This window comes from Microbacterium hydrocarbonoxydans (genome assembly GCF_000956475.1).
In the GTDB taxonomy this organism is placed as follows: Bacteria; Actinomycetota; Actinomycetes; order Actinomycetales; family Microbacteriaceae; genus Microbacterium; species Microbacterium hydrocarbonoxydans_A.
Window position 1 is genome coordinate 113,682 of sequence record NZ_JYJB01000008.1, and the last position, 26,719, is coordinate 140,400.

General features: G+C 67.8%; 22 protein-coding genes. 8 read left to right on the forward strand and 14 right to left on the reverse strand.

What is annotated here, in order from left to right; translation table 11 throughout:
- Positions 1 to 8: 8 nt before the first annotated feature.
- The gene (locus RS84_RS07240) at positions 9 to 812 is read right to left on the reverse strand and encodes a hydroxypyruvate isomerase family protein (RefSeq protein WP_045257120.1); all 804 of its coding nucleotides are present in this window, start codon (positions 810 to 812) and stop codon (positions 9 to 11) included.
- Positions 813 to 1,045: 233 nt separating this feature from the next.
- On the opposite strand from RS84_RS07240, the gene RS84_RS07245 reads away from it, so the two are divergent.
- Complete coding sequence (locus RS84_RS07245; RefSeq protein ID WP_052676269.1) at positions 1,046 to 2,449, forward strand: MFS transporter; 1,404 nt, start codon at positions 1,046 to 1,048, stop codon at positions 2,447 to 2,449.
- Between the two features lie 156 nt (positions 2,450 to 2,605).
- Here RS84_RS07245 and RS84_RS07250 read toward each other — a convergent pair whose 3' ends face one another.
- Genes RS84_RS07250 through RS84_RS07260 form a run of 3 tightly spaced genes read right to left on the reverse strand, consistent with a single transcriptional unit; the run spans position 2,606 to position 6,092 of the window.
- The gene (locus RS84_RS07250) at positions 2,606 to 3,424 is read right to left on the reverse strand and encodes a bifunctional allantoicase/(S)-ureidoglycine aminohydrolase (RefSeq protein ID WP_045257121.1); all 819 of its coding nucleotides are present in this window, start codon (positions 3,422 to 3,424) and stop codon (positions 2,606 to 2,608) included.
- Positions 3,421 to 4,686: a DUF6986 family protein gene (locus RS84_RS07255; protein ID WP_045257122.1), complete on the reverse strand. Its 1,266-nt coding sequence runs from the start codon at positions 4,684 to 4,686 to the stop codon at positions 3,421 to 3,423. The genes RS84_RS07250 and RS84_RS07255 overlap by 4 nt, the downstream gene beginning before the upstream one ends.
- 8 nt (positions 4,687 to 4,694) lie before the next feature.
- Positions 4,695 to 6,092, reverse strand: a complete 1,398-nt coding sequence (locus tag RS84_RS07260) for an NAD-dependent malic enzyme (RefSeq protein ID WP_045257123.1) — start codon at positions 6,090 to 6,092, stop codon at positions 4,695 to 4,697.
- A 199-nt stretch (positions 6,093 to 6,291) separates the two neighbouring features.
- Between RS84_RS07260 and RS84_RS07265 the strand changes: the two genes are divergently transcribed.
- Positions 6,292 to 7,059 (forward strand): IclR family transcriptional regulator, encoded by a 768-nt coding sequence (locus RS84_RS07265; protein ID WP_045257124.1) that lies wholly within the window; start codon positions 6,292 to 6,294, stop codon positions 7,057 to 7,059.
- Between the two features lie 115 nt (positions 7,060 to 7,174).
- On the opposite strand, the gene aceE is transcribed toward RS84_RS07265, so the two are convergent.
- Complete coding sequence (gene aceE / locus RS84_RS07270) at positions 7,175 to 9,868, reverse strand: pyruvate dehydrogenase (acetyl-transferring), homodimeric type (protein WP_045257125.1); 2,694 nt, start codon at positions 9,866 to 9,868, stop codon at positions 7,175 to 7,177.
- A 57-nt stretch (positions 9,869 to 9,925) separates the two neighbouring features.
- Between aceE and RS84_RS07275 the strand changes: the two genes are divergently transcribed.
- Positions 9,926 to 10,672, forward strand: coding sequence for an SDR family oxidoreductase (locus tag RS84_RS07275; RefSeq protein ID WP_045257126.1), 747 nt, complete (start codon positions 9,926 to 9,928; stop codon positions 10,670 to 10,672).
- 34 nt (positions 10,673 to 10,706) lie between these two features.
- On the opposite strand, the gene RS84_RS07280 is transcribed toward RS84_RS07275, so the two are convergent.
- The 7 genes from RS84_RS07280 to coaBC form a co-directional block, all read right to left on the reverse strand.
- Entirely contained in the window at positions 10,707 to 12,203 is a 1,497-nt protein-coding gene (locus tag RS84_RS07280; protein WP_045257127.1) for a nucleobase:cation symporter-2 family protein, read from the reverse strand.
- Between the two features lie 191 nt (positions 12,204 to 12,394).
- On the reverse strand, positions 12,395 to 13,288 hold the full coding sequence (pucL, locus tag RS84_RS07285; protein WP_045257128.1) for a factor-independent urate hydroxylase: 894 nt from the start codon (positions 13,286 to 13,288) through the stop codon (positions 12,395 to 12,397).
- Positions 13,289 to 13,296: 8 nt separating this feature from the next.
- Positions 13,297 to 13,638, reverse strand: coding sequence for a hydroxyisourate hydrolase (uraH, locus tag RS84_RS07290; RefSeq protein ID WP_045257129.1), 342 nt, complete (start codon positions 13,636 to 13,638; stop codon positions 13,297 to 13,299).
- On the reverse strand, positions 13,635 to 14,138 hold the full coding sequence (gene uraD, locus RS84_RS07295; RefSeq protein ID WP_045257130.1) for a 2-oxo-4-hydroxy-4-carboxy-5-ureidoimidazoline decarboxylase: 504 nt from the start codon (positions 14,136 to 14,138) through the stop codon (positions 13,635 to 13,637). The genes uraH and uraD overlap by 4 nt, the downstream gene beginning before the upstream one ends.
- Positions 14,139 to 14,466: 328 nt before the next feature.
- On the reverse strand, positions 14,467 to 14,931 hold the full coding sequence (gene bcp, locus RS84_RS07300; RefSeq protein WP_045257131.1) for a thioredoxin-dependent thiol peroxidase: 465 nt from the start codon (positions 14,929 to 14,931) through the stop codon (positions 14,467 to 14,469).
- A 124-nt stretch (positions 14,932 to 15,055) separates the two neighbouring features.
- Positions 15,056 to 15,922, reverse strand: a complete 867-nt coding sequence (locus RS84_RS07305; RefSeq protein ID WP_045257132.1) for an HpcH/HpaI aldolase/citrate lyase family protein — start codon at positions 15,920 to 15,922, stop codon at positions 15,056 to 15,058.
- 45 nt (positions 15,923 to 15,967) lie between these two features.
- The gene (coaBC, locus tag RS84_RS07310; protein WP_045257133.1) at positions 15,968 to 17,197 is read right to left on the reverse strand and encodes a bifunctional phosphopantothenoylcysteine decarboxylase/phosphopantothenate--cysteine ligase CoaBC; all 1,230 of its coding nucleotides are present in this window, start codon (positions 17,195 to 17,197) and stop codon (positions 15,968 to 15,970) included.
- A 54-nt stretch (positions 17,198 to 17,251) separates the two neighbouring features.
- On the opposite strand from coaBC, the gene RS84_RS07315 reads away from it, so the two are divergent.
- The 4 genes from RS84_RS07315 (at position 17,252) to xdhC (ending at position 23,342) form a co-directional block, all read left to right on the forward strand.
- On the forward strand, positions 17,252 to 18,517 hold the full coding sequence (locus tag RS84_RS07315) for a hypothetical protein (RefSeq protein ID WP_045257134.1): 1,266 nt from the start codon (positions 17,252 to 17,254) through the stop codon (positions 18,515 to 18,517).
- Positions 18,518 to 18,655: 138 nt separating this feature from the next.
- On the forward strand, positions 18,656 to 20,143 hold the full coding sequence (locus tag RS84_RS07320; protein WP_045257135.1) for a xanthine dehydrogenase small subunit: 1,488 nt from the start codon (positions 18,656 to 18,658) through the stop codon (positions 20,141 to 20,143).
- On the forward strand, positions 20,140 to 22,518 hold the full coding sequence (gene xdhB / locus RS84_RS07325; RefSeq protein WP_045257136.1) for a xanthine dehydrogenase molybdopterin binding subunit: 2,379 nt from the start codon (positions 20,140 to 20,142) through the stop codon (positions 22,516 to 22,518). Before RS84_RS07320 ends, xdhB begins: the two co-directional genes overlap by 4 nt.
- A gap of 8 nt (positions 22,519 to 22,526) precedes the next feature.
- A complete protein-coding gene (gene xdhC, locus RS84_RS07330) occupies positions 22,527 to 23,342 on the forward strand; it encodes a xanthine dehydrogenase accessory protein XdhC (RefSeq protein WP_045257137.1) in 816 nt (271 codons plus the stop codon).
- 65 nt (positions 23,343 to 23,407) lie between these two features.
- Here the strand turns inward: xdhC and RS84_RS07335 are convergent, their stop codons facing one another.
- Together RS84_RS07335 and RS84_RS18635 are read right to left on the reverse strand one after the other, a co-directional pair.
- Entirely contained in the window at positions 23,408 to 24,202 is a 795-nt protein-coding gene (locus RS84_RS07335; RefSeq protein WP_160298168.1) for a DeoR/GlpR family DNA-binding transcription regulator, read from the reverse strand.
- Positions 24,203 to 24,248: 46 nt separating this feature from the next.
- A complete protein-coding gene (locus tag RS84_RS18635) occupies positions 24,249 to 25,190 on the reverse strand; it encodes a hypothetical protein (RefSeq protein ID WP_052676271.1) in 942 nt (313 codons plus the stop codon).
- Positions 25,191 to 25,348: 158 nt separating this feature from the next.
- On the opposite strand from RS84_RS18635, the gene RS84_RS07350 reads away from it, so the two are divergent.
- The gene (locus tag RS84_RS07350; protein ID WP_082062083.1) at positions 25,349 to 26,713 is read left to right on the forward strand and encodes an ABC transporter substrate-binding protein; all 1,365 of its coding nucleotides are present in this window, start codon (positions 25,349 to 25,351) and stop codon (positions 26,711 to 26,713) included.
- The last annotated feature ends 6 nt before the right edge of the window (positions 26,714 to 26,719 follow it).

Consider the following 26,719-nt stretch of genomic DNA (forward strand, 5'->3'; position numbering starts at 1 on the left):
GATCTGAGTCAGTTGCTGGTGTTCGCGGGCTGATTCAGCCAGGCGAACGGGTCGGCCTGCGTGGCCTTGTACTCGAGGCCGATGACGCCCTCGTAGCCGCCGGCCTGGGCGTCGGCGATCCACTGCCCGAGGGGCAGCTCGCCGGTGCCCGGCTCGCCACGACCTGGCGCGTCGGCGATCTGGATGTGGCCGAACTCGGCCGCATGCTCGGCGATCACTGCGGCGACGTCGTCGCCGTTCACGGCCAGGTGGTAGAAGTCGGCGAGCAGCGTGACGTTGTCGACGCCGTGCTCGACCTTGACGCGGTCGATGATGGCGAGAGCATCCGCCGCCGTCTTCAGGGGATAGGCGTCCATGCCCGAAACCGGCTCGAGCAGCACGATGCCGCCGATCTTCGCGACCGCCGCTCCGGCGAGCGCGAGGTTCTGCACTGCGAGGTCGTCCTGCGCCTGCGGGTCGGCGCCCTCGATGCGGTTTCCGTACAGGGCGTTGAAGGCCTTGGTGCCGAGACGCTCGCCGATCGAGACGACGACGTCGACGTTGGCGCGGAACTCGTCCTCGCGGCCGATCCAGGAGACGAGACCCCGGTCGCCGCCGGGCATGTCGCCCGCGAAGAAGTTGAGGCCGGTGAGCTGCACCCCTGCGTCGCGGATCGCGGCGACGAAGGCGTCGACCTCGTCCTGCGCGGGCGTCGCCTCGGCGAAGGGCCACCAGAACTCGACGGCGTCGAAGCCGGCGGCCTTGACCGCGGCGGGGCGCTCGAGGATCGGCAGCTCGGTCAGCAGGATCGAGGCGTTCACGGTGTAGCTCATGAGATCATCCTTGATTTCGAATCGTGGAAGAAGAATTCCTTGTAATGAAAGAATAGATCGAATCGACGGATGCTGTCAACAGATCATCCGGAACCTGATCCGGTGCGTGAATTCCACGATACGGATGTCGACTTCTCTATTGCGGAATAGTTGCGCCCGGCGCTACTGTACTCGAACGCCCTCACCCGGAGAGGCGTCCAGACTCAACTCGATGACGAGCAAGAGAGGTCTCCATGTCTTCCGTCGACTCACCCCGTCCCGCAGGGCCGCCTTCCGGAGAGAAGGATCTGATACCCCGCACCGGACTGATCATCCCGAAGGCGAGGAAGATCGGCCGCGTCCGCTGGGCGATCGGCTTCCTGCTCTTCTTCGCGGTGCTGATCAACTACATCGACCGCAGCTCGATGTCGATCGCAGAGCACGACATGCGGATGGAGTTCGGGCTCACCGAGGGCCAGATCGGCATCATCCTCGGCAGCTTCGGCTGGTCGTACGCCCTCATGCAGATCCCGATGGGCATGCTGCTGGACAAGATCGGCATCAAATGGGTCATGCGGGCCGCGACCGTCCTGTGGGCGATCTCCTGCTTCCTCACCGCCATGATCAGCGGCATGGGCCTGCTTCTCATCGCCCGGCTGATCTTGGGCCTGGCCGAGGCGCCGATCTTCCCCGGCGCCATGAAGACCACAAGTTACTGGTTCCCCCGGAGCGAGCGCGGAATGGCCACCGTGATCTTCGACAGCGGCCAGCGCCTGTCGAACGTGATCGGCTTCCCGCTCGTCGGCGCCGCAGTGGCCCTGTTCGGATGGCGCGGGGCGTTCATCACGATCGGCGCGCTCAGCCTGATCTACTTCATCGTGTTCTTCGTCTTCTACCGCGACCCGAAGGAGATGAACCGCAAGGGCCGGCTGAGCGACGCCGAGCTGAGCCACATCCTCGACGGCGGCGCGCAGCACGAAGACGCCCCGACCACGAACCCGCTCGCCAATCTCGGCTACATTCTGCGCCAGCGCAAGGTGTGGGGCATGTCGCTCGGTCTCGGCTGCGCGGGCTACGTGCAGTGGATGCTGCTCACCTGGCTGCCCGGCTTCCTGCAGTCCCAGATGCACATGGACGTCGCCAAGTCCGGCCTGTTTACGGCCGTCCCCTGGCTGTTCGCCGTGATCGTGCAGTACCTGCTCCCCGGGTACTTCCTGGACCGTCTGATCCGCAACGGCAGGTCGAGCACCGCCGTCCGCCGGGTGTTCATCATCGGGGGCATGCTGCTGGCCACCACGATCGTCGGGACGGCATTCACGACCGACCTCGTCTGGTCGCTCATCTGGATCACGCTGGGGATCACCGGCATCACGATCACGTTCAGCGTGACGAACTCGCTGCCCGCCCTGATCGCCCCCGAGGGCTCGGTCGGCGCGACAGGCGCCGTCATGAACACGGTGAACAACCTCATCGGCACGACCGCTCCGATCGTCACCGGGTTCATCGTGCAGTTCACCGGCAGCTTCGCCTGGGCGTTCATCGTCGCCGGCATCATGCTCGTCATCGGCATCGTCTTCTACACGGTCGTGCTGGGGCGCATCGAGCAGATCCCGACGGTCGAGGAGCGCGCCGCAGCCAAGGCCGCCGCGCAGGTCTGATCCGTCGCCGCAGTCGAGGAGCGGGGTCCCTCGGGGGCCTCGCTCCTCTCGCGTGCGCGGCCCCGCAGCATCCGTCATCCGCTCCGTCAGGCGGAGCGCCGGAACACAGAGGCGCCGCCCCGACCGGGAGCGGCGCCTCTGTGTCGACAAGAACTGTCAGGTGAGCTTTATCTGGCGGTTCATGTCCTTGTAGAGCAGGTAGCGGAAGTCCTCGGGTCCGCCGGCGTAGCAGGCCTGCGGGCAGAACGAACGCAGCAGCATGTAGTCGCCCGCCTCGCACTCGACCCAGTCGTCGTTGAGACGGTAGACGGCCTTGCCCTGCAGCACGAACAGTCCGTGCTCCATGACGTGGGTCTCCGCGAACGGGATGGATCCGCCCGGCTTGAAGGTGACGATGTTCACCTGCATGTCGTGCGCCATGTCGTTCGAGTCGGCGAAGCGGGTCGTCGCCCAGGCATCCGTGCCCACCATGGGGACCGGCTCGATGTCCTTGTCGCTCGTGACGAAGGATGCCGGAGCATCCACGCCCTCGAGCCACTCGTACGCCTTGCGGATCCAGTGGAAGCTCGTGATCTCGTCGCCCTCGTTGGCGAGCGACCAGGTCGCACCCGGCGCGAGGAAGGCGTATCCGCCCTCCTCCAGCACGTGGGTCTCACCCTCGAGCGTGAGCGTGAGCCGTCCTGTCGTCACGAACACGACGCCCTCGACGCCGGCCTCGGGTTCCGGCTTCGCGGCGCCTCCGCCCGGTGCGATCTCGACGATCAGCTGCGAGAACGTCGTCGCCGAGCTCGGGGTCGGGCGCGCGATGATCCACGCGCGGGTGTTCGTGAAGCCGGGGAGGCTGCTGGTGACGATGTCGCGCAGCACGCCCTTCGGGATGAAGGTGTACGCGAGCTTGACGACCGCGCGGTCGGTGAGCAGGTCGGTCTGCGGGGGCAGGCCTCCGGCCGGGGTGTAGTAGGTGCGGGTGCTCATGCGTTCTCCTCCTTGGATGCTGCGAGCTTGGGGTGCGCGAGCCGGATGAGCTCGCCTCGGGTGGCTCCGGTCGCGGCGAGCGACTCGGATTCGGTGACGGCGCCGCATTCCAGTCCGCGCACGACGAATCGCGCGAGGGCGCGGGCCGTGGCCGGCTCGTCCATGATGGTCGCGTCGCTGCCGTGCAGGTAGTTGTCAAGACGTCTGGCCGCGGCGGCGAAACCCTCGCGGTAGAACGCATAGGTCGCGAGGTACCGGGTGGGCAGCTGCGGGGCAGCGAGGTCCCACCCCTGGTAGTAGCCGCGCTCGAGCGAGCGCCGCACGAGCCGCGCGTGCAGCTGCCACGCCGCCTGCGCGTTCTCGCCGATCGGGATCACATTCGTCGACCCGTCGGAGAGCCGCACACCGGTCTCGGCGACGGCGACCTGCATGACCTGCTTGGCGAAGTCGGCGGCCGGATGCTCCATCGACTGGTACGCCGCGGCGATCTGCAGCGACGCGCTGTAGTCGTAGGTGCCGTAGTGCAGAGCCGAGACGCGGCCGTGCGCACGGTGCAGAAGCGCGGCCACCGGCACAGAGCCGTCGGCGGCGACGATGAGCTGCGGGGTCTCCATCTGCACCTCGAAGCGCAGCCGCCCGGCATCCAGTCCCAGCCGCTCCTCGAAGATCTCGCACAGAGCGACCATCGCCTCGACCTGCTCCACCGTGGTCACTTTGGGCAGGGTCAGGACGAGGCCGTCGGGGAGAGGCCCGAGCGAGGCGAGCGTCGACAGGAAGAGATCGAGGGTGCGGATGCCGCGGCGCCGGGTCGGCGCCTCGAAGCACTTGAAGCGGATGCCGATGAACGGCGGCGCGACGCCTGCCGCCACCGCCTCCCCCACACGCTGCGCGGCGAGCACGGCATCCGCGTCCTCCTCGTCATCGGGCCGCGCGCCGTATCCGTCTTCGAAGTCCAGCCGCAGATCCTCGATCGGCTCGGCGGCGAGCTTGGCGTCGACCAGCGGCGCGAGCTCGCCGGCCAGGTGGCCGAGGCCGACCGCCTGGGCCAGTGCTGCCGTGCCGCCGAACGCGGCGACGGCCTCTGCCGCCTGCGCCCCGAAGCGCGCGGGCAGCTGCGGATCGTAGCGGTCGGCCGGAACGTACAGCGTGTGCACGGGCTGCCGGGAGCCGTCGTCACCGGGGTACTCGGTGGCGAGAAGAGCGTCGGTGCCGGAGAGCCGCGCATCGATGCCGGCGACGTCGTCTTCGGTGAGAGCTGCCATGACCGCGGTCACTCCTTGATCGCTGCGGCTTCGACGACGCGGACGATCGCGTCGGCGACCGCGCCGGCCACCAGCGGGTCGAACACGCTGGGGATGATGAAGCTCGCGTTGAGCTCGTCCTCACCCACACGCGAGGCGATCGCGTCGGCGGCTGCGACCAGCATAGGCGGCGTGATGTCCGACACGCCCGCGTCGAGAAGACCGCGGAAGAAGCCGGGAAACGCCAGCACGTTGTTGATCTGATTGGGGAAGTCGCTGCGTCCGGTGGCGACGACTGCCGCGTGTCTCGAGGCGACGATCGGGTCGATCTCGGGAGTCGGGTTCGCCATGGCGAACACGATCGCGTCGTCGGCCATGGCGGCGATGTCGGCCTCGTCGAGCACGTTGGGCGCGCTGACGCCGATGAACACGTCGGCGCCGACGACCGCGTCCTTGAGCGATCCCTGGAATCCGCGCGGATTCGTGGTCTCGGCGATCTCGATGCGGTGCGCGTCGGTGTACTCGCCACCGGCGTGGATCGCGCCGTCGCGACCTGCCGCCACGATGTCATGGGCGCCCTCGGCGAGAAGAAGCTGGATGATCGCGTTGCCTGCAGCGCCGACGCCGGAGACGACGATGCGCACGTCGCCGATCTTCTTGCCGACCACCTTGAGCGCGTTGCGCAGGGCTGCGAGCGTCACGATCGCGGTGCCGTGCTGGTCGTCGTGGAACACGGGGATGTCGAGCTCCTCGCGCAGGCGGGCCTCGATCTCGAAGCATCGGGGAGCCGCGATGTCCTCGAGGTTCACGCCGCCGTAGACCGGGGCGATCGCCTTGACGATCTTGATGATCTCCTCGGTGTCCTTGGTGTCGAGGCAGACGGGCCATGCGTCGACGTTCGCGAACTGCTTGAACAGCGCGGCCTTGCCCTCCATGACCGGCAGCGCCGCCTCAGGGCCGATGTCACCGAGACCGAGCACCGCGGTGCCGTCGGTGACGACCGCGATCGTGTTCCGCTTGACCGTGAGCTTGCGCGCCTTACTCTTGTCCTCGGCGATCGCCATGCAGACTCGGGCGACGCCCGGCGTGTACGCACGGGAGAGGTCATCGCGGTTGCGCAGCGGCACGCGCGGGTTGACCTCGAGCTTGCCGCCCAGGTGCATGAGGAACGTGCGGTCGCTCACCAGACGCACCGTGACGCCGTCGAGCTCGTCGATGGCCGCGCGAACCTGATCGGCGTGCTCTTCACCGGTCGTGTTGCAGGTCAGGTCGACGACGATGCTCGTCGCGTGCGACTCGACGACATCGAGGGCGGTCACGGCGGCGCCGGCCTCTGCGGCTGCGGCTGCGAGCTCGCTGGTGACGCTGAACTTCGACGGAGCGTCGATACGCAGGGTGATCGAGTTGCCGGGTCCTGGACCTGCCATGTTTTCCTCCTCGTCGAGGTGAGCCGCCGAGATCGGTGGCGCACGCGATGCACTTCAATGAAGTCTTTCACGATTTTTCGTATCGTGGACTCTATTATCTACTTTATGGAAAGTTGACGCAAGGGTCGATACGCTGAAGGTCGAGATTTTCGATACATGGCTTTCGCATGGTGAAATGATGGCGAGCAGGAGGTTCTTAATGGCTGAGAGCAAGACCCCGAAGAGCGCCGGATCCGGTGTGCAGTCGGTCGAGCGCGTGTTCGAGCTCCTGGAGCTGGTGACGGATGCCGGCGGCGATGTCACGCTGAGCGAGCTGGCGGCATCCACCGATCTGCCCCTTCCGACGATCCACCGCCTGCTGCGCACGCTCGTGACGCTCGGATACGCCCGGCAGCTGCCGAACCGGCGCTATGCCCTTGGCCCGCGTCTGATCCGCATCGGCGAAGGCGCGCAGCGCCAGTTCGGCGCCCTCGCCCGCCCGCAGCTGAAGGGCCTCGTCGACGCGCTCGGCGAGAGCGCGAACATGGCGGTGCTCGACGGCGACATGGTCGTCTACGTCGCACAGGTGCCTTCGCTGCACTCCATGCGGATGTTCACCGAGGTCGGCCGGCGCGCCCACCTGCACGACACGGGCGTCGGCAAGGCGATCCTCGCTCAGCTGCCCGACGAGACCGTGCGCGGCATCGTCTCGCGCGCCGGAATGCCCACGCCGACCGAGCACAGCATCGGCACGGTCGACGCCCTGCTCGCCGAGCTCGAGGTGATCCGCGAGCGCGGCTATGCGATCGACGATCAGGAGCAGGAGATCGGCGTCCGCTGCTTCTCCATGGCTGTTCCGGATGCTCCGACCCCGACAGCCGTGTCGGTCTCGGGTCCGATCTCGCGCGTGGACGAGGCGTTCGGCGCCCGCGCTGTGCCTCTGCTGCGCCGCGCCGCCGAGGCCATCGTCGGAGATCTCGCCGACTGACGCACCACCCATCGTTGAGCGCCCTTCGTCTCGGTCGCCTTCGGCGTCCTCGCTCAATCGAGACGAAGGGCGCCCTCGCTCAACGTCTAGAGGTTGAGCGAGGGAGCCCCGCGTTCTACTCGGCGTCCGAGCCGCTCGTGCCGGCGTTCACGTCGAGCAGACGGTACTTCTCGGCGGCCTGAGCGGGGAGCGCAGCATCCACCTCTCCGCGCTTGGCGAGCAGCTGCAGCGCACGCACCACGACCGATGGGCCGTCGATCTTGAAGAAGCGGCGGGCGGCGGCACGGGTGTCCGAGAAGCCGAAGCCGTCGGCGCCGAGGGTCGCCCAGTCGTTGGGAACGAACTGGCGCACCTGATCGGGCAGGTCCTTCGCGTAGTCGCTGACGGCGACGATCGGTCCGTCGCTGCCGGCCAGCTGCGAGACGAGGAACGGGGTGCGCGATCCTCGACCGAGGAACTCGTCCTCCTCGGCGGCGATGGCGTCACGACGCAGCTCGGTCCATGAGGTGACCGACCACACGTCGGCCTGCACGCCCCAATCGTCGCGCAGCAGCTGCTGCGCCTCGAGAGCCCAGGTCACCCCGATGCCCGACGCGAGCAGGTGCGTGCGGGGATTCTCGACGGGCGAGATCCGGTGGATGCCGCCCAGGATTCCGGCCACGTCGACGCCCTCGGGCTCCGCGGGCTGCACGATCGGCTCGTTGTAGACCATGAGGTTGTAGATCACGTTCCGGTCCTCAGACGAGGGCCCGTACATCCGCTCGATGCCGGCGCGCATGATGTGGCCGATCTCGTACCCGTATGCCGGGTCGTAGGTGATCACGGCCGCGTTCGTCGCAGCCAGCAGCGGCGAATGGCCGTCGGCGTGCTGCAGCCCTTCGCCGGTCAGCGTGGTGCGGCCGGCCGTCGCGGAGATCAGGAACCCTCTGGCCATCTGATCGGCGGCGGCCCACAGCGAGTCGCCGGTGCGCTGGAACCCGAACATCGAGTAGAAGACGTACACCGGCACGAGCGGCACGCCGTGCGTGGCGTAGGACGTGCCCGCCGCGGTGAACGCGGCGATCGATCCCGCCTCGTTGATGCCGACGTGCAGGATCTGGCCGCTCGTCGCCTCCTTGTACGACAGCACGATGTCGCGGTCGACCGCGAGGTAGTTCTGCCCGTTCGGGTTGTAGATCTTCGCGGTCGGGAAGAACGCGTCCATGCCGAAGGTGCGCGCCTCGTCGGGGATGATCGGCACGATCCGCGTGCCGAACTCGGGATCGCGCATGAGGTCCTTCAGCACGCGCACGAACGCCATGGTCGTGGCGGCCTGCTGCTTTCCGGAGCCGCGAGCGGCGACCTCGTACGCCTTCGCAGAGGGCAGCGCGATCTCGCCGGACGCGTTCGGCCGCCGCTCGGGCAGGTAGCCACCGAGCGCGCGACGGCGCTCCTGCAGGTATCTGATCTCCTCGGCATCCGCCCCCGGGTGGTAATACGGCGGCTGATAGGGATCGGCCTCGAGCTGAGCATCCGTGATCGGCACCCGCAGGTGGTCACGGAAGTCCTTGAGGTCCTGCAGGGTCAGCTTCTTCATCTGGTGCGTCGCGTTGCGCGCCTCGAAGCGCTGGCCGAGGCCGTAGCCCTTGACGGTCTTCACGAGGATCACGGTGGGCCTGCCGTTGCGTTCCATCGACTTCGCGTAGGCCGCGTACACCTTGCGGTAGTCGTGACCGCCGCGCTTGAGTCCCCAGATCTGGTCGTCCGTCAGCCCGTCGACCAGCGCACGGGTGCGCGCATCGCGGCCGAAGAAGTTCTCGCGGATGAACCCGCCCGACTCGGCCTTGTAGGTCTGGTAGTCGCCGTCGACGGTCGTGTTCATGATGTCGACGAGGGCGCCGTCGGCATCCGCCTCGAGCAGCGAGTCCCACTCCCGCCCCCAGATCACCTTGATGACGTTCCAGCCGGCGCCGCGGAAGAAGCCCTCGAGCTCCTGGATGATCTTGCCATTGCCGCGGACGGGGCCGTCGAGGCGCTGCAGGTTGCAGTTCACGACGAAGGTGAGGTTGTCGAGGCCGTCGTTGGCGGCGAGCTGCAGCAGGCCACGCGACTCAGGCTCGTCCATCTCTCCGTCGCCCAGGAACGCCCACACGTGCTGGTCCGAGGTGTCCTTCAGGCCGCGACCCTCGAGGTAGCGGTTCGACTGCGCCTGGTAGATCGCGTTCATCGGGCCGATGCCCATCGACACGGTCGGGAACTCCCAGAACTCGGGCATCAGGCGCGGATGCGGATACGACGACAGCGCATGGCCCTCGCGCGACTTCTCCTGGCGGAAGCCGTCGAGGTCCTCCTCGCTGAGGCGCCCCTCCATGAAGGCGCGGGCGTACATGCCGGGCGAGGCGTGGCCCTGGAAGTAGATCTGGTCGCCGCCGCCCGGGTGGTCCTTGCCGCGGAAGAAGTGGTTGAAGCCGACCTCGTACAGGGTCGCGGCCCCCGCGTAGGTGGAGATATGCCCGCCCACCCCGATGCCGGGGCGCTGCGCGCGGTGCACCATCACGGCGGCGTTCCAGCGCATCCATGCGCGGTAGCGCCGCTCCAGCTCCTCGTCACCGGGATACTCCGGCTCGGCCGACGCGGGGATCGTGTTGACGTAGTCGGTCGTCGCGATCGGCTCGGAGCGGATGCCGGCGTGGCCGACCAGCGTGCGGACGATGTGCTCGCCGCGGTCGGAACCGCGTTCGGCGATGAGCGCATCGAGGGATTCGAGCCACTCGGCGGTCTCCTCGGGGTCGAGGTCTGCGGAGGTGGCGGAGGCGCGATTGTCGGTCACGGTTCGGCCTTTCTTGTTAGATGGGGGTAGAGGTCAAGAATCTGAGAGGACTCGAAGATGAGTGCACGCATCGCCGTCGTGACGGGTGCGGGTTCGGGCATCGGGCGGGCCGTGGCCCGGGAGCTGCTGGATGCCGGCTTCCTGGTCGCCCTGGCCGGACGCCGCGAAGGCGCCCTGCGCGAGACAGCCGCCGAGCATCCGCACGCCCTCGTGGTCCCCACGGATGTCACCGTCGAAGCCGAGGTCGAGGCGCTGTTCGCTCGGGTCGTCGCCGAATGGGGCCGCGTCGACGTGCTGTTCAACAACGCCGGGGCGTTCGGCCCCGCAGCATCCGCCGCCGAGATCTCACTCGCCGACTGGCAGAGCACCCTCGACGTGAACCTCACGGGCGCACTGCTGTGCGCGGGCGCCGCCATGCGCGCGATGATCGCGCAGGAGCCGCAGGGCGGGCGGATCATCAACAACGGATCGATCTCCGCCCAGGTGCCGCGGCCGCTGTCGGTCGCGTACACGGTGTCGAAGCACGCGATCACCGGGCTCACGAGATCGATCGACCTCGACGGCCGCCGGTTCGGCATCTCGGCGGGGCAGATCGACATCGGCAACGCCAGGACGTCGATCATGACCGCGCTCGGAGTGAGCGAAGGCGCCCTGCAGGCGGACGGCTCTCGGCGGGTGGAGCCGACCTTCGATGTGGCGGATGCCGCGAAGGCCGTGCTGTTCATGGCGCAGCTCCCCGCAGAGGCGAACGTCGCGAGCATGACGATCGCGGCATCCGGCATGCCTTTCGGCGGCCGCGGCTGATCGCCTCGACCGCCGAAAGGACGATGCCCATCGGTCAGTGCCCCGCGTTCGAGGGCTCCTCGTCGACGACGGGGATCGGCGCCCCCTTCGCGTCGACGAGCTTTCCTCCGGTGTAGCGGTCGCCCTCGCGGAGAACCCGGATGACGTCGGTCTTGACGGCGCGCACAGGGCTTGCGGCGAAGACCGAGGGGTTCTCGGGTGTGCCCTGCGAGAAGTGGTTGAACACGAGGTTCAGCAGGATGGCCATGATCGCGGCCGAGCTGATCCCCGAGCCGAAGATGACCTGGAACCACGTCGGGAAGTTCATGTAGATGTCGTGGTTGACCTCGGGCAGCACGCCGAAGGAGAGCGAGGCTGCGACGATGATCAGGTTCATGTTCCCGTCGTACTTGACCTTCGAGAGGGTGCGGATGCCGGAGGCGGTGACCGTGCCGAACAGCACCAGTCCGGCGCCGCCGAGGACGGCGGTGGGGACGGCGGCGACGATGCGGCCGAGCACGGGAAGCAGACCGAGGACGATGAGGATCACACCGCCCGCGGCCACGGCGTAGCGGCTCTTGATCTTCGTGACGGCGACGAGTCCGACGTTCTGCGCGAATGCGCTCTGTGTGAACGAGTTGAAGATCGGCGACACGGCGCTCGAGACCATGTCGGCGCGGAGTCCTGCGGCGATGCGCTTGCGATCGACCTTCGAGCCGGTGATCTCGGCCACGGCGATGACGTCGGCCGTGGTCTCGGTGAGGATCACGAGCACCACGATGGTCATCGAGACGATCGCCGCGAGGTCGAAGGTCGGAACGCCGAACGCGAACGGCGCCGGGAAGGCGAAGATCGGGCCTTCGAAGACCTTCGAGAAGTCGGCCTTGCCGATCAGGGCGGCGAAGATCGTGCCGACCACCATGGCGATCAGGATCGACAGGCGGGAGATCGTCGAGTTGCCGAGCTTCGACAGCAGCATGATCACGAGCAGCGTGAAGCCGGCGATGCCGACGAACACCGGGTCGGCGTAGTTGTCCGCCTGCGGGTTCGCGCCGGTGATCCACCGCGCGGCGACAGGAACGAGCGAGAGCCCGATCATCGTGATCACGGTGCCCGTGACGACCGGCGGGAAGAACCGCACGATCTGGGCGAAGAACGGAGCGATCACGAGACCGATCAGCGAGGCGACGATGACGGCGCCGAACACGGCGGGCAGCCCGCTGCCCTGGTTGACGATCGCGAGCATGGTCGCGACGCCGGCGAAGGAGACGCCCTGCACGAGAGGCAGCTGCGATCCGAAGAAGGGGACGCCGAGGGTCTGCAGCAGCGTCGCGAGTCCGCCCATGAAGAGGCAGGCGGCCACGAGCACGCCGACCTCGGTCGGAGTGAGTCCGGCGGCCGCGCCGATGATCAGGGGCGGCGCGATGATGCCGCCGTACATGGTCAGGACGTGCTGCAGTCCGAACGTGAAGGCGGTGCCGATGCCGAGCTTCTCGTCTTCGGGGCGCGTGGATTCTGTTCTGGTCTTGGTGGAGTTGCGTACAGCGAACATCTGGTGGACCTCCTTGTCCGTGACCCGCTCGGGGTGGGCGCGATGGCATGACGAATAGCGGTCGCCTCGCATCGAGGCGACCAGGCGGGGTTCAGGGGTGAGCCCGGTGCGTCGGGAACGGACTCACCCCCAGCGTCGGATCGGCGACCCGGCGCGTTCTGCGGGCGGGGGTCACTCCCCGCGCGAGAGCATCAGCAGAAGCCGGCGGAGCCGCTCCACGACCAGTGGTCGGTGTCGGCGCCCTCGCGGAGGAACGACGCCTCGATCAGGCCGTACGGCCGGTCGGCGGCGTAGAACACCTCGTTGGGGTTCTCCAGGCCGAACGGCGACAGATCGACGACGAAATGGTGGCTGTTCGGGGTGGAGAAGCGGATCTCGTCGATCTCGGGGTGCGCGTCGAGCACGGCCTCGGCCATCTCCTTCAGCGTGTGCTGCAGCGCGTAGGAGTAGTTGCGCGAGAAGCCTGCGAGCAGGCGGCTGCGGACGTCGGCGAACACCTCGTTGAAGTCGAGATCGTTGCGGTTGTAGCGCCATTTCGCCGTGACGGAGGTGGCGAGGATGCGATCCTCGGTCTCCGGAAGGGTCGTGTACTTGTCCTTGGGGTAGCCCACGAAGCCGCTCTGCGTGGACTTGAGGACCTTGAGGTCCTGCAGCCCTGCGATCACGGTCGTGTCATCGCCGTCGATCTGCACCAGCGCGGTGCGGGTCTCGGTGCCGCCGGCGACGAACGCGTGGTCGTGCGGGCCACCGTCGCCCTCGATGCGCTGCCAGGTGTACTGCTCGGCCTCCCAGCGTCCGCCGGTCACCCAGTCGAACTCTCCCGTGAAGTGGCGGCCGAGTCGGAGCAGGAACTCCTCGGGGCTGCCGACGCCGTCCTTGGCGAAGGCGTAGACGGTGTTCTTCTGCGTGTCGGTCGCGACGACGTGCTCGTTGTTGCCGTCGAAGTGCGCGCTGGCGAAGTCGCCGCGCAGCTGCGACGTGACGTTCAGGTCTTCGATCTCGTGGCGGGCGGTGTCTCGTGTGACGCGCACGACGCGGACCTCGGCCTTGCCGTACTGGTTCTTGCCCAGAATGATGTCGGTCATCTCGATACTCAGCTTCCTCGGTAAGTGGAATAGGCGAACGGACTCAGCAGCAGGGGCACGTGATAGTGCGCCTGCTCGGCGTCGACCAGGAAGGTCAACACCACCTCCGGGAAGAAGGTGTCCGTGTCGATGCCGGCGAAGTAGGCCGCCGTGTCGAACCGGAGGCGGTACGCACCGCTCTCCAGCCGCTCGGGGCCCAGCTCTTTCACCCGCCCGTCAGCATCGGTGAGGCCCGAACCGATCCCGACCCATCCGTCGCCGACTCGGGCCTCGAGTTCGACGGCGACGCCGGGCGCGGGGCGCCCGATCGATGTGTCCAGGATGTGGGTGGTCACGTGAGAGACGCTCATGCGCGTGCTCCTTCAGTCTCGATGGCTCCGGCGAGGCGGAGCGCGGCGATCTCGCGCAGCTGCTGGTCGATCACGGCCAGCTCCTGCTCGGGTGTGTGGTTCAGCCGCTCCTGCAGCAGGGCGAGGATGTCGTCGGCCGATCGACCAGCGGCGCGCACCAGGTACACCCGGTCGAACTTCGCCTCGTACGCGCGGTTGCCGGCGGCGAGGGCCTCGGCCGCGCTCGCATCGACACCGGCCTGCTCACTGCGGGCGTGCGCTGCCTCGACGCTGTCGCCCTGGGCGCGCTCCCCGATTCGGGGGTGGTGCGCCAGGGCGGCGTCGAGCTCCGCTTCGGTCAGAGGCGCGGCCACGTGCATCGCGGCATCCGTCAGGGCTTCGACCGACGCGTAGGGGCGCCCGTCGACGATGGCGTCGTACCAGCGGGGGATGTCCAGCGCAGGCCGCGCGACGCTGAGAGCCGCGTCGCGGGTGCTGGAGTTGAACTCCTCGAGCAACATCTTCGATCCTCAATCACATGTTGGCATCCGACGTGTAAGGACTATACGGAGCCTCCCAGTTGCGAGGATTGTTTTTCCGTATGTCGGAACTGTTATTTCAACATGTGTAAACAGTATGAGCGCGGATGTCGGAAGCTGTCAACCCTCTGCGGCCACTTTCTCAGGTTTCGGAATGCGATCGACCAACGTCCGCGCCGATGTCGCCTTTCCGCATCGAAGCGACAACAACACGCACCCAGACAGAGGAAATCGGATGCGGCGTGCCCACGAGGATAGGTGCGACGAAGCGGCGGGGCGCGCATCGCGCCCCGCCGCTGCGGTTCCGCTGTCAGACGCCGAGCTCGGCGCGCAGGCGCGCGACGTGGCCGTCGGCGTCGACGCCGTACTCCGCGCGCTGCACGACGCCGTCGCCGTCGAGCACGAAGGTCGAGCGGATGACGCCGTCGAACGTGCGGTCGCCGACGGTCTTCTCGCCCCAGACGCCCCAGGCCTTCGCCACGGCGGCGTCGGGATCAGCGAGGAGCGGGAAGGTGAGAGCCTCGGCATCCGCGAACGCGCGGATCTCCTCGACGCTGTCGGGGGAGATGCCGATCACGGCGTAGCCTGCCGCGTCCAGCGACGACAGGTTGTCGCGGAAGTCGCAGGCCTCGGTCGTGCAGCCCGGCGTCGCGGCCTTGGGGTAGAAGTAGACGACGACGTTGCGGCCGGCGTAGTCGGCCAGCGAGACACGATTGCCGTCGGCGTCGGCGAGCGTGAAGGCGGGAGCGGTGTCGCCTCCGGTGAGCTGGGTCATGGGATCTCCTTTGTTCGGATGCTGCGTTTCGTCTCGCTCCGCTCGCTCAACGAGCGGGAGTTGGGATATTGCGTTTCGTCTCGCTCCGCTCGCTCAGCGAACGAGAGCGGGAGCTTCGGATGCCTCAGCGCGCGACGACGTGGACCTGGAACGCCTCGGCGAGATGCATGATCTTGCGGGCGCGTCCGAGGCGGGGAAGGTCGCTGCCGTCGCGCACGATCTGGCCGCGTGCGTCGAAGTCCTCGAGGAACTCGTAGGCCCATTCCACGTCGGTGCGCGTCGGGCTGATGACCTCGTTGACGACGGGCGTCTGATCGGGCGACAGGCAGAGCTTGCCCGTCATACCCATCGACACCGTGATCGCGGACTGCTCGCGCAGGATCGGATGACTCGATCCGACGGTCGGCCCGTCGATGGGCCCCGGCAACCCCGCCGCACGACTGGAGATGACAAGCCGGGCGCGCGGATAGGCCATCGCCTCGCGATCGGCCGACATGCCGGTGTCACGACGAAAGTCGCCGCTGCCGAACGCCAGCCGGAAGACGCCCTTCGCCCTGGCGATCTCGGTCGCATTCTCGATTCCGATCGCCGATTCGACCAGGGCGACGACGGGCACCTTCGCGCCGAGGCGGTTGTACGTGTCCATGGCCTGCCCGCCGAGCTCGGTCTTGGCGAGCATCACTCCGCGCAGGCCTGGGGCTGCGCGGAGAGCCTCGATGTCCGCAGCCCAGTGCTCGCTCGTCGCGTCGTTGATGCGCACCCACGCGCTGCCGCCCGAGCTGAGCCAGTCCACGACATCCTGACGCGCCGAGTCCTTGCGGCTGGCGTCCACCGCATCCTCGATGTCGAGAACGACCACGTCGGCGTGCGATGCTGCGGCGGCGTCGAACGTCTCCGGCCGGGTGGCGGCGACCAGCAGCCACGAGCGCGCCAGTTCGGGGGCGATCTCGCGCGTGGTCACTGGTGCCAGCGGTGCCAAGGGAGCGTTCATCGTTCTTTCCGTTCTATGAAATTTCATTTCTACAGCACGAAAAGTCTACTCCTCGTTCCTGATGGCCGTCCAGAGCGGGCGGAGCGCGTCGAGAACGGCCGCCGCGACCTCCCGCTTGGAGCCGGATGCCGTCGAGACCACGTCGCCGTCGGAGCCGATCATCATCACCGCGTTGTGCCCCTTCTCGAACCCGCGCTCCCAGCCGACCTCGTTCACGACGAGCAGATCGACGCCCTTGCGCTTCTGCTTGCGGCGGGCCCGCGCCAGCAGCTCGTCCTGGTCGCCCTCGGCGCCAGGAGTCTCGGCGGCGAAGCCCACGACGACCTGCCCGTCGCGGCGCGTGCGCACAAGCCCCGCCACGATGTCCTCGTTCTCGACCAGCTCGATCGAGGCGATCCCGCCCGCGTCCTTCGTCAGCTTGCGATCGGCCACCTCCAGGGGCCGGTAGTCGGCGACGGCAGCCGCCATCACGACCGCGTCGGCGGACGCCGCAGCATCCGCCATCACCCGCCCGAGCTCTGCGGCTGTTCCTGCCTGCAGGATGCGGATCGACGGATGCTGCGCCTCCGCGAGCACGTCGCCGGCGACGTTCGCCGCGACGAGAGTCACCTCGGCTCCCCGCACAGCCGCCTCCGCGGCGAGCGCGACCCCCTGCCTTCCACTCGAGCGATTGCCGAGATAGCGGACCGGGTCGATCGGCTCGCGGGTGCCGCCCGCTGAGATCGCGATCCGCATCCCCTCGAGGTCGCGCGGGGCGAGCAGCGCCAGTGCGGCATCCGCGACGTCCTCGGGTTCGACCATCCGCCCCGGCCCGCTGTCGCCTCCGGCCAGCTCGCCGACGGCCGGGCCGATGATGCGCACCCCGCGGCTGCACAGCGTGGCGATGTTCGCCTGGGTGGACGGATGCCGCCACATCTCCGCGTGCATCGCGGGCGCGATGAGCACCGGAGCCTCGGTCGCCAGCAGCGTCGTGCCGAGCAGATTGTCGGCGATGCCTGCCGACATCTTCGCGATGGTGTTCGCTGTCGCCGGCGCCACGACCACGAGGTCGGCGCCCTGGCCGAGCGCGACGTGGCGCACCTTCGCGACATCGTCGTGCACGCTCGTGGTCACCGGGTTGCGGCTGATCGCCTCCCAGGTGGGCAGGCCGACGAAGCGCAGCGCGTCTTCGGTGGGGACGACCGTCACCTCGTGCCCCGCCTTGATCAGCAGCCGGACGAGCTGCACGGACTTGTACGCGGCGATTCCACCGGTGACTCCGACGACGATGTTCACGGTTCGATTCTGCCTGGTCGGACGCTCCTGCGGGTCGCGGTTAGCATCGACTGCATGGGGGATCTCGAGGATTGGGAGGCGGGTGTCGTGCGCGACCCGCGCACGCCGCCGCAGGCTCTGGCCGACATCGCCGAACGGCGGTACGATCTGCACGCCGCGATCGCGGCTCATCCCCGCGTGTATCCGGGACTGATCCAGTGGATGGACTCGGTGAAGCCCCCCGCCGAGGCATCCGCTCTGCCCGACCCATCCGCTCTGCCCGAGCCGTTCACGCCCACGCAGCTCGGCCTGCCCGCCGACACGGCACAGCCGGTGTCGCCTGCGCAGCCGATACCCTCCGCACAGCCGCCCGCATCCCTCGGGCAGTCGGCGCCCGCGCCGTATGCGAACGCCGCGCCGTACGCGAACGCCGGGCCCTCCTCGCAGTATTACCCGATCTCCGCTGGACGCCCCGTTCCCCCGCCCCGCCGACGCGGTGTCGGATGCTGGCTCGCCGGATGCGGCTGCCTCACTCTGGCCGGGCTCTTCATGGTCGTGCTGTTCGTGCTCGGCGGTCTCGGTTCGCTGACGTCGTCGGGCAGCGGGACTCCGGCTGGCGACTCGGGTTCCGAGGAGATCGCCGAGAACATGGCGGCCTATCAGGCCGATCTCGAGGCGATCCGCACGCTGTCCGCCGACTTCGCAGGCAACCCGGTCGCGCCCCTCATCCTCGATCAGTCCGAACTCGACAGGATCGCCGCGCAGGCGGCCGATCCTGACATGACCGTGTTCGCCTCTCGGAGCGTCAAGCAGAGCATCAGCTGGTTCCGCGCGAACCTCGAAACGGTCGTCGCCGCCGCCCAGCAGCGTCGCACGAACGCGTCGGGCACCGCCTCGGAGGCACTCGTCGACCAGGCGGGCAACGGATACATCGACATCGCCTGGGACGCCGCGCAGGAGTGCAACGATCCCTCGAGCGAAGAGTCGGCGATCGGATGCGCAGAGGGAGGCTCCTCCCCCATGGTCCACATCATGGGGGAGTCGGACTTCCCGAGCGCCCTGGCCGTCGAGCATGTCGTGCTGCACGAGCTCGCGCACGTGTACCAGCGGGCCGACGCCGCGCGTTTCGACGACCAGAGCGGCGAGGCCGGCCGGCTCACCGCGCAGGGGCTGTTCAACGGCAGCGACGAGTCGTTCGCCGACTGCTACGCGCTCACGTACCAGAACCTCTGGTCTCTGGACTTCGGCGAGTGGGTCTACGGCTACGGCTACGTATGCAACGACTCCGAGCGGCAGGCCATGCGCGAGTGGGCGGCGTCGATGAACGTTCCCCTGCCCTGACACCCCGGCTCAGGACACGCCTTGACCGTCCACGGCACGAGTCATAGGCTTTCAGCACCCTGCATAAGATTTCAGAGTTCAGTATTGGAATTCCGCATCTCGGAATGAACTGACCGCCTCGATGAAGAGGAGACGCGCATGAGCGAATCCGCCCTGACCGTGAACGGCGAGCCTCGTTCACTCGACGACGTGGCTACGCACACGACCGCTCTCGACTGGCTGCGCGGCCGGGGATTGTCCGGCAGCAAGGAGGGCTGCGCCGAGGGCGAGTGTGGCGCCTGCGCGATGCTCCTGGCGACTCCTTCCGCCGACGGCGGCACCACCTGGACTCCCGTCAACGCCTGCCTGGTGCCCGTCTACGCGCTCGACGGACAGGAGATCGTGACGGCAGAGGGTCTCGGCGACCGCGATCACCTGCACCCAGTGCAGGAGAAGCTCGCCGAGGCCGGCGGCTCGCAGTGCGGCTACTGCACTCCCGGATTCGTGTGCAGCATGGCGGGTGAGTACTACCGGGCCGACCGCCCTTCGACCCAGGAGAGCACAGGGACCTGCGCCGAGCACGGACCGAACGGCTTCGACCTCCACGCGCTCAGCGGCAACCTGTGCCGGTGCACGGGCTACCGGCCGATCCGCGATGCGGCCTATGCACTCGGCTCGCCGGAAGACGACGATCCGCTGCGGCAGCGCCTCGCGCAGCCGGCCCCGTCCGCCGTCGCCACAGACGTCGAAGTGGGCGGTTCGCGCTTCGTGCGACCGGCATCCCTCGAAGACACCCTGCGGATCCTCCGCGACGAACCCGACGCGCTGCTGGTCGCCGGCTCCACCGACTGGGGCGTCGAGGTGAACCTCCGGGGCCGCCGCGCCCCGTTCGTCGTCGCCATCGAACAGCTCGACGAGCTGCGCGACCTCACCGTGACCGACGAGGCGATCGAGATCGGCGCCGCCCTCTCGCTCTCCGAGGTGGAGAAGCGACTCGGAGACACGGTCCCGCTGCTGGCGGAGCTCCTCCCCCAATTCGCCTCTCGGCTGATCCGCAACCGCGCGACCTTCGGCGGCAACCTCGGCACCGGCTCCCCCATCGGCGACACTCCCCCTGCGCTGCTCGCCCTCGGCGCCCGCCTGGTGCTCGCGAGCGCCGGCCCCGACGACGGCATCGTCGAGCGCGAGGTCGAGCTGTCGGACTACTTCACGGGCTATCGGCAGACGATCCGGCAACCAGGCGAGCTCATCAGGTCGGTACGCATCCCGCGACCGCTGGCACGCGTCACGGCCTTCCACAAGATCGCGAAGCGCCGCTTCGACGACATCTCCAGCGTCGCCGTCGCCTTCGCCCTCGACATCGACGGAGGCGTGGTCACCGCAGCGAAGATCGGCCTCGGCGGCGTGGCCGCCACGCCGCTGCGCGCCCTCGCCACCGAAGCCGCCCTCGTCGGTCGGCCGTGGAGCATCGAGACGATCCGGGCAGCATCCGAGGTCCTGGGCGCCGAGGGCACCCCGATGTCCGACCACCGCGCGAGCGCCGAATACCGCGCGCTCATGCTGAACACCGCGCTGCTCAAGCTGTACAGCCGAAATCCGGCGCCTGATATGGACAGCAGCATCGAGTCGAAGGAGGTGCCGGCATGAGCACTCTCGCCGACCGCCCCGAGAATGCCGTCGTCGGCCGCCGCGCCGCTCACGAGAGTGCGGCCCTGCACGTCACCGGGGCCGCGATGTACACGGACGACGTCGCAGAGCACACCGCCGGCGTGCTCACGGCATGGCCCGTGCAGTCCACGAACGCGCACGCCAAGGTGACGATCGACGTCTCCGGCGCCTACGAGGTGCCCGGTGTCGTGCGCGTGCTCACCGCCGACGACGTGCCGGGGCTCAACGACGCCGGCATCCGCAACGACGAGCCGCTGTTCCCCAGCGAGGCCATGTTCTACGGTCACGCCCTCGTGTGGGTGCTCGGCGAGACGCCGGAGGCCGCACGCCTCGGCGCGGAGCGCGTGCAGGTCGAGTACGAGCCGCTCCCCTCGATCATCACGGTGCAGGACGCGCTCGACGCGCAGTCGTTCCAGGGCACGCCTCGCACGGTGCAGCGCGGCGACGCCGCGGCCGGTCTCGCCGGATCCGCCCGCGTGTTCGAGGGCGTGACCGAGTTCGGCGGCCAGGAGCACTTCTACCTCGAGACGCACGCCTCCTTCGCGATCCGCGACTCGGAGGGGCAGTACTTCATCCAGTGCTCGACCCAGCATCCGTCAGAGACGCAGGAGCTCGTCTCGCACGTGCTCGGCATCCACTCGAACGAGGTCACCGTGCAGTGCCTGCGCATGGGCGGCGGCTTCGGCGGCAAGGAGATGCAGCCGCACGGCTTCGCGGCCATCGCGGCCCTCGGCGCCAAGCTGACCGGCCGCCCCGTGCGGCTGCGCCTGAACCGCACGCAGGACATCACGATGACCGGCAAGCGGCATCCGTTCCACATCGCCTGGAAGGCGGGCTTCGACGACGACGGGATGCTGCAGGCACTGGATGCCGTGCTCACCTGCGACGGCGGCTGGTCGATCGACCTCTCGGAGCCCGTGCTCGGCCGTGCACTGTGCCACATCGACAACGCCTACTGGATTCCGAACGTGCACGCCTACGGGCAGATCGCGAAGACGAACAAGACCTCGAACACCGCGTACCGAGGTTTCGGCGGCCCGCAGGGCGTGTTCCTGATCGAGGACATCCTGGGCCGGGTCGCTCCGCAGCTGGGCGTCGATCCGCTCGAGCTGCGGCGGCGCAACTTCTACCGGCAGGGGCAGACCACGCCCTACGGTCAGCTCGTGAAGGATGCCGACCGCATGTCGACGATCTGGGATCAGCTGGCCGCCGAGGCATCCGTCGACGAGCGCCGGGCCGAGATCGCGGAGTTCAACGCGACGAGTCCGCACACCAAGCGCGCGCTGTCGATGACGCCGATCAAGTTCGGCATCTCGTTCAACTTCGCCGCCTTCAACCAGGCGGGCGCCCTCGTGCACGTCTACAAGGACGGCTCGATCCTCATCAACCACGGCGGCACCGAGATGGGTCAGGGGCTGCACACGAAGATGCTGCAGGTCGCCGCGACCGCTCTCGGCGTCGAACTGGAATCCGTGCGGCTCGCCCCGACGCGCACCGACAAAGTGCCGAACACCTCGGCCACAGCCGCATCCTCGGGCGCCGACCTCAACGGCGGCGCCGTGAAGAATGCGTGCGAGCAGATCCGCGATCGGATGGCCGCGGTGGCGGGACGGATGCTCGGCGTCGACGAGCGCGACGTGCGCTTCGGCGGCGGCTTCGTGACGGCTCTGGGCTCCCCCGTCAAGAAGGTCTCGTTCGCCGAGGTCGCGAAGGCCGCCTACCTGCAGCGGGTTCAGCTGTTCGCCGCCGGCTACTACCGCACCGAGGGCCTGCACTGGAACCCCGAGATCATGCAGGGCTCGCCGTTCAAGTACTTCGCCTACGGGGCGGCAGCCACCGAGGTCGAGGTCGACGGGTTCACGGGCGCCTACCGGGTGCGCCGGGTCGACATCGTGCACGACGTGGGCGACTCGCTCTCCCCCATGCTCGACATCGGCCAGATCGAGGGCGCGTACGTGCAGGGCGTCGGCTGGCTGACGCTGGAAGAGCTGCGCTGGGACGAGAGCGAAGGGCCGCACCGCGGGCGCCTGCAGACCCAGTCCGCCTCGACCTACAAGCTGCCGAGCTTCTCGGAGATGCCCGAGGAGTTCTCGGTGCGGCTGTTCGAGAATGCCCGCGAGGAGGGCGCCGTCTACGGCTCGAAGGCCGTGGGCGAGCCGCCGTTCATGCTCGCCTTCAGCGCCCGCGAGGCGCTCAGGGATGCCGTGGCGGCGTTCGGGCCGCCCCGTCATTCGGTCGAGCTCGCGTCGCCGGCGACACCGGAGGCGGTCTTCTGGGCTGTGCGCAGCGCCCAGAAGGCGGCGGCCGAGGCCGGCGCCGATACGTCCGAGCGGGTGCTCGTCGCCGGGGCCTGAGGTCCGCCGTGGACTGGCTCGACGCCCTCCAGGAGCTGCGGACTCGGCGGATCCCCGCCGTGATCGTGACTCTGGCGACCGTGCGCGGCCACGCACCGCGCAACGGCGGAGCGAAGATGGTGGTCTCCCCGGACTCCGTGTTCGGCACGGTCGGCGGAGGCAACCTCGAGCAGACGGCGATCGAGAAGGCACGGCGGATGCTGTCGGACGGCGCTGCCGAACCGGAGCTGCTCGCCATGACGCTGAGCGACAAGGCCGTCACCGAGTACGGGGTGCAGTGCTGCGGAGGAGAGGTCACACTGATGCTGGAGCCGATCAGGGTCGTCCCGACCGTCGCCGTCTTCGGCCTGGGACACGTGGGACTCGAGCTCGCGCGCATCCTCGCCAGGCATGAGCTCGAGCTGCACCTAATCGACTCGCGCCAGGAGATGGTGTCTTCCGAGCGGGTGGGCGGCGCGTTCGCCGACGCCGTGGCGCGAGTCCACATCACGCATGCGCCGGTGCCGGAGTCGGCTCTCTCGCCGCTGCCCGCAGGGAGCCACGTGCTCGTCATGACGCACGACCACGTGGAGGACCTCGCGGTGGTCGACATGGCGCTGCGCACGCCGGGTCTCGGTTCGATCGGGTTGATCGGGTCGGCGTCGAAATGGGCGCGGTTCCGGAAGAAGCTCGTGGAGCTCGGGCAGACGGAAGCCGATCTGGAGCGCGTCACGACCCCCATCGGCGTCCCCGAGGTGTCCGGAAAGCAGCCGGCCGCGATCGCCGTCAGCGTGGCCGCGCGGATGCTGCAGCTGATCGACGCGCAGGCCCGGCAGGGCGGATAGTGCGGTGTGTCCCGGCCTCACGACACCGCGGGATCACCTCGTTCGCTTCTGCTCGATCCGCACCGCTACACCCGGGTGACAGCCACGTTACCGACGCTGTCCGGTGCATTCGTGGAGTCGGTGATGATGGACGACACCCGATCCATGCTGCAGACGGTGGCGAAGGCGGCGACGCCTATGGCGTTCTCGTCTGCGATCACGATCGTTCTCTGAGACCGCTCGACGAACGAGGACAGGAACTCGGAGGTGACGTCGTCCTTGACGGAAGGACCCTCGGCGGTCAGCCCGTCCACCTCGAGGAACAGACGATCGAAACGGTAACGGCGGATGCTGTCCTTCGCGATGTCGCCCGCCATGGAGAACGACCGAGGGCGCACCGCCCCGCCGGTCACGAGCAGCTTGATGTGCGGGCGAGTGCTGAGCTCGTACGCGACGTTGACCGAGTTCGTGACGATGGTGATCACCTCGATCTGGTCGACGAACTCCGGGCGCGCGCTCAAGGCTCTCGCGACCTCGAGCGCGAGGTGCCCTCCGGCGATGCCGACGACGTCTCCCGCCTCCACGCTCGCAGCGGCGAGCGCCCCGATCCGCTGTCTCGCATCCACGCTCTTGTCCGCCTTGTACCCCAGCGGCAGATCGTAGGCGAGCATCGCGACGGCACCACCGCGCGTGCGGCGCAGAAGCTGACGCGAGGCGAGATGGTCCAGATCGCGTCGGATGGTGGCGCCGGAGACATTGAACGCCTCCACTGCGTCATGCACGCTGATCCGTCCTTGATCCGCCAGCACATCGAGGATTTTGTTCAGTCGCTCGTGCTGCTTCAGGTCGCCAGACAGTTCGCGCGCATCGATCTCAGACACGATCCCCCTCCTCATGTTCATTCATGATCAAAACGGGCCAATGATTTCATGAAAGCTCATTCATGGCAAGTCTTCGCGCCACCTCCTTCATGTACTCCCAGACGGCTTCGGGAGAGCTCTCGCCGAGCTCGCTCATGTGGGCCGCCGCACCGAACCCCCAGAACCAGACACGTGAGGCGCCTTCCCCCCTGGCGGCAAGAGTGGCGGCCACGAAGTCGCGCTCGTCGTCCAGGTCCAGTCCGAAGCCCTGGATCCAGCACTCCAGCGCCACGGAGGTGTCGCCGATCGCAGCACGGAGGCGATGCAGAGAATCGGGCACGAACGGGAGAACGGGGAGATAGGCGTTCTTCCAATACGGATCGGTCGATAGAGCGTCGAGACCCGGGATCGCAGCAACCTCGCGCCACGGCTGCCCCGGAGTGAGCGCCAGCTCGTCGGGGAGCAGGCAGACAGTATTTCGAAGATCGAGTGCAGCAGCGGTCGCGATCGATTCCGCGAGAAACGCCACCAGCGCTTGCTCGGCGTCGAGTTCGGGAGCATCGCGGCAGGAATCGCAGGAGCACCGTCGGTGCTCACGCGTGTCGAATGCCCAACCGGGCTCATCCCAGAGGATCTCGTCGAAGCCGACAGCGGCGGCGTCCGCCAGCCAGTTGTCGATCAGCGCCCTGGTTGCCGGTACGCGCAGGCACGCAGCGGGGTAGATCCTTCCACCCTCATCGCGCTGCCGATTCCTCGGATGCTCAGCGAGGAAGAAGCTGGCCTCTTCACCGCCGAAGATCCCTGCAACCCCGAAGGGAGCAGCAGTAGCAGTGAGACCGCGAGCATGAGTCGCCTCCACGATCCGCACCATCTGATCGAGGTAGTACCGCTGGTCCCCTTCGGAGAAGGTGTGCAGCACGTGACGGTAGCCGGCAGCGGCGATCTCGTCGAGGTCGGCTTCGACGTGGCGGAGGATCCGACTGCCGAAGTACGCGATGCCCGAGTCCATTGCCTGGCCCTTCGTCCGATGACTGCGTATATCAAGGTTACTCAGCTCTCATGAAGATTTCATGTTGACTCATGAGCATTTAGCCCTTAGATTGCTCATCAGTAAACGCGCACGGTCACCCCGAACCACGGCGCGCTTCTCAGACGAAGGAGACAGAGATGATGCAGCGACGTTGGCGGTCGACGCTTGCAGGCAGCGCAATGGTGGCGCTCGCGGCGACAGCGTTCACCGGGTGCTCGCTCAACGGCGGCGGAGGAGGAGATGGCGGCGAGCAGATCGAGCTCACGCTGTGGACCCACGAATTCGCCCCCTTGCAGGATTCCATGCAGAAGAAGTGGATTCCCGAGTTCGAGAAGGCCAATCCGAACATCAAGATCAAGATGACCAGCGTTCCGCTCGCCGGCGCTGTGTCCTATGACTCCAAGCTTCTCTCCACGCTCTCGAGTGGCGCAGGGCCGGATGTCTGGGACATGGGGTCGTGGAACTTCCCGAGCTTCCAGGAGCAGGGGCTCCTCGCGCCGATCGATCCCGCCGCCTTCGGCTACGACGACGACACCGACCTGGTCGGCGCCTACGACCCGGCCTCGCTGAAGGAGCTCAGCTACGACGACAAGCTCTACGGCATGTTCTCGGAGTTCGACACGCTCGCCACCTACTACAACACCGATGTCTTCGCCGAAGCAGGCATCCCCGAGCTGCCGGCGGATAAGCCGGTGTCCTGGGAGGAGATCGGCGAGATCGGCAGCAAGCTGCATCAGGAGGAGGGCGGCGCCGTCACACGCACCGGCTACCAATTCGGGTTCTTCGCGAACTTCAAGGACGCCCAGTGGTACTCGCAGAACTTCTACACGCTTCTGCGCCAGTACGGCCAGGACGACGTCTACGTGGACGGGAAACCTGCCGGAGACACCGAAGCCGTGCGCAGCACGCTTCAGTTGTTCAGCGACTTCGTCTACAAGTACAAGGCGTACGACCCGACGTTCCTGAACAACTGGTTCGCAGACGTGCCCGACGGCCGCGCCGCGATGGTGAGCGCGGGCACCTGGTATGCCGGGGCCGCTCTGGCGAACAACCCTGACTTCAAGTTCAAGGTCGTGCCGAACCCCGTCGTCGACCCCGACAACCCCGACACGTACAAGGACATCTCTTACTTCTGGGGATGGGCGGTCAACTCGCACGCCGATGACGCCCATCAGGCGGCTGCCCAGAAGTTCCTCGCCTTCATTCTCGGTAAGAAGGGCGAGACCGCACAGGCCGACTACTGGTTCAACGAACTCGGGTACCTCCAGCCGAGTACCGCATACCTCGAATCGGACGAGTTCGCCGCAGCGATCGAGAAGGCTCCGTACCTGCAGACCTTCATCGACGCGCTGAGCAACTACCAGGTCTCACCGCCGCAGCACGTCTACGACGAGGCGGGTGCCGCGATCGTGGCCGCGATCGACGCCGTGATCTACGATCGCGCGACGCCGGAGGATGCCGCCGCGGAGCTGCAGGCGGCCCTGGAGCGCATCGACGGCTGAGAGAAC

Bases quoted from the DNA above. Each gene is read 5' to 3' on its own strand.
- RS84_RS07240 (WP_045257120.1), bottom strand. From the start codon at position 812: ATGAGCTACACCGTGAACGCCTCGATCCTGCTGACCGAGCTGCCGATC.
- RS84_RS07245 (WP_052676269.1), top strand. From the start codon at position 1,046: ATGTCTTCCGTCGACTCACCCCGTCCCGCAGGGCCGCCTTCCGGAGAG.
- RS84_RS07250 (WP_045257121.1), bottom strand. From the start codon at position 3,424: ATGAGCACCCGCACCTACTACACCCCGGCCGGAGGCCTGCCCCCGCAG.
- RS84_RS07255 (WP_045257122.1), bottom strand. From the start codon at position 4,686: ATGGCAGCTCTCACCGAAGACGACGTCGCCGGCATCGATGCGCGGCTC.
- RS84_RS07260 (WP_045257123.1), bottom strand. From the start codon at position 6,092: ATGGCAGGTCCAGGACCCGGCAACTCGATCACCCTGCGTATCGACGCT.
- RS84_RS07265 (WP_045257124.1), top strand. From the start codon at position 6,292: ATGGCTGAGAGCAAGACCCCGAAGAGCGCCGGATCCGGTGTGCAGTCG.
- RS84_RS07275 (WP_045257126.1), top strand. From the start codon at position 9,926: ATGAGTGCACGCATCGCCGTCGTGACGGGTGCGGGTTCGGGCATCGGG.
- RS84_RS07280 (WP_045257127.1), bottom strand. From the start codon at position 12,203: ATGTTCGCTGTACGCAACTCCACCAAGACCAGAACAGAATCCACGCGC.
- pucL (WP_045257128.1), bottom strand. From the start codon at position 13,288: ATGACCGACATCATTCTGGGCAAGAACCAGTACGGCAAGGCCGAGGTC.
- uraH (WP_045257129.1), bottom strand. From the start codon at position 13,638: ATGAGCGTCTCTCACGTGACCACCCACATCCTGGACACATCGATCGGG.
- uraD (WP_045257130.1), bottom strand. From the start codon at position 14,138: ATGTTGCTCGAGGAGTTCAACTCCAGCACCCGCGACGCGGCTCTCAGC.
- bcp (WP_045257131.1), bottom strand. From the start codon at position 14,931: ATGACCCAGCTCACCGGAGGCGACACCGCTCCCGCCTTCACGCTCGCC.
- RS84_RS07305 (WP_045257132.1), bottom strand. From the start codon at position 15,922: ATGAACGCTCCCTTGGCACCGCTGGCACCAGTGACCACGCGCGAGATC.
- RS84_RS07315 (WP_045257134.1), top strand. From the start codon at position 17,252: ATGGGGGATCTCGAGGATTGGGAGGCGGGTGTCGTGCGCGACCCGCGC.
- RS84_RS07320 (WP_045257135.1), top strand. From the start codon at position 18,656: ATGAGCGAATCCGCCCTGACCGTGAACGGCGAGCCTCGTTCACTCGAC.
- xdhB (WP_045257136.1), top strand. From the start codon at position 20,140: ATGAGCACTCTCGCCGACCGCCCCGAGAATGCCGTCGTCGGCCGCCGC.
- RS84_RS18635 (WP_052676271.1), bottom strand. From the start codon at position 25,190: ATGGACTCGGGCATCGCGTACTTCGGCAGTCGGATCCTCCGCCACGTC.
- RS84_RS07350 (WP_082062083.1), top strand. From the start codon at position 25,349: ATGATGCAGCGACGTTGGCGGTCGACGCTTGCAGGCAGCGCAATGGTG.